Below are 1,854 nucleotides of genomic sequence, written 5' to 3'. Positions count from 1 at the left end.
CTAGGTGGCTGGTGTTGATCGCGAGCCCATCGACGACGGTCGATGGCCGCTCCTGTTCCCATGGCCGCCACGGTGCATATCGGACAGGCCACCTGACGGCTTATAACGGTTCGGTTCATCTTCTGTTCTGCCGTAGCGGCGACCGTACGAGGCGCCCCCCGCCCTCGGTCACACTGCCCAGCGTGTCCTCGACCGCTCGTCGTGCCGCAGCCCCAGCGCGGCGAGCCGTCGGAGATTCTCCGCGGCGCAGAGCATTGTGAAGTCGCGCGTGACTCGCTCGGTGCCGCGCAGGCGTGCTCGACGTCCGCCGTGCCTTCGTCTCATCAGATGAGCGAGCTTGCGCTCGACCTTCGGGCGCGTGGCTTTATAGCCCGCGCGCCACGCGGGGCTCCTCTGTTGCGTGCGCGCGTGCTGCAGCAGATGCTCTCGCTGATTCACCGTGACATTGCGACCTTCTTTCGATTTCGTGCATGAAGCCGCAAGCGGGCACTTCCCGCAGCGCGCACCGAAAGACGCTATCCCCGAGCCATCCTTGCGGCGGCGTATCTGGACGAGCTGCCCAGCCGGGCAGGTAACCGTATCGCTCGCGAGGTCGATGTGAAACGCGTCCTTGGTGAATCGACCGTCCGGCGATGCAGGGGCCTGCACCTTTACATGAGCCACAGCGCCTGCGTTCTCGAGATGCTCGAGCACCTCGCCCGTGCCATACGAGCTATCTCCGTAGACTTCGACAGGCTCCGGGGCGAGGGAGTCATTCGCCTCGGGACTCCCTTCTTTGGTCTGCTGCTCGTCCTGTTTCTGCGCCTCGGTCTCCAGCGCCTCTTTCAGCAACTCTTTGGCCACACTGCCATCGGCGGCATTGCCGGGCGTGACGGTCGAGGACGTGATGAGCTCCGAGTCAGGGTCGAGCGCGATATGACCCTTGTAGCCATCGAAGCCGCGAGCTTGTGTCTTGTGGCCATGGCGCGCGTAGGGGTCGACCGTCGAGATGACGCGATCGGGCGCCACGCGCCGGGCAATGCGAAAGGTGCCGTCTTCGGTCTGCTCCAGGTCCTGTCCCACGACCGTGGCCAGCAGCACCGCCGCCTCGCGCACCGGCACGGCGAGCGCGTGACCATCCAGGTGCGCGAGCAACGCATAGGCATCACGCGCCAGCGCATCCACCAGCGCTTCGCGTGCGGCTCGATCCTCCCAGTCGCACGCCGGCTTCCCGGCGGTGCTGTAATCGTCATCCCGCTTCAGAGCCCCGCGCAGCTGCGCAACGAGCTCATCGCCGGCCGCGCGGAGCAGCGCGCGAATCGCGGAGCGGATCATCGTGACAGTGTCCTGCGTGGCCACTGCGTCGTACAGCGGCGTCGAGTCAAGCACGCGCCGACGGCCCACGAGCCCGGCCGCCTTGGCCACGTCGAGCACCGTGCGAAAGATCCGGTCGGGGTCCTGCGATTGCCGCAGCCTCTCGCGCATGTCGACCAGGACCGTATGAACGAAGCCGGGATACTCGAAGTCGAGCCCGCCCGCCGCATACTTCCACCGGATGTCAAAGCTGAACCGCTCGACCGCTTCCCGGTCCGACAGCCCTTCCAGCCGCTGCAGCACCATCACCACCGCGACGATGCGCGGCGGGATCGAGCGTCGACCGATGTCCCGGAACAGGTCCGTGAACGCCTCATCCGGAAAGAGCCGATGGCACTCGCGGTGCAACAGGCTGTAGATCGACGTCGGCGACAGCTTGGCCTCGCAATACGCTGACGTCGACCTCCACATCTCGCCCTGCTTCGGGGTTTGTCCAAGGGACATGGCCCCGCATTACACCATCCCGCGATGGTTTGGTAGAGAAAAACACCAGTCACCTAG

General features: G+C 65.6%; 1 protein-coding gene. It reads right to left on the bottom strand.

The genetic code is table 11. The features are described 5' to 3' along the window. Positions 1-168 precede the first annotated feature (168 nt). Positions 169-1,797, bottom strand: coding sequence for a transposase (locus tag E8A74_RS51570; RefSeq protein WP_136936572.1), 1,629 nt, complete (start codon positions 1,795-1,797; stop codon positions 169-171). Between the last annotated feature and the right edge of the window lie 57 nt (positions 1,798-1,854).

The sequence above is a fragment of the Polyangium fumosum genome (assembly GCF_005144585.1).
Taxonomy (GTDB): Bacteria; Myxococcota_A; Polyangia; order Polyangiales; family Polyangiaceae; genus Polyangium; species Polyangium fumosum.
The sequence above is the reverse complement of the archived record's forward strand: the minus strand, read 5'-3'. Positions and strand labels throughout refer to the sequence as shown.

What these genes read in the sequence shown, in the direction of transcription:
- E8A74_RS51570 (WP_136936572.1), bottom strand. Translation starts at nt 1,797, where the DNA reads ATGTCCCTTGGACAAACCCCGAAGCAGGGCGAGATGTGGAGGTCGACG.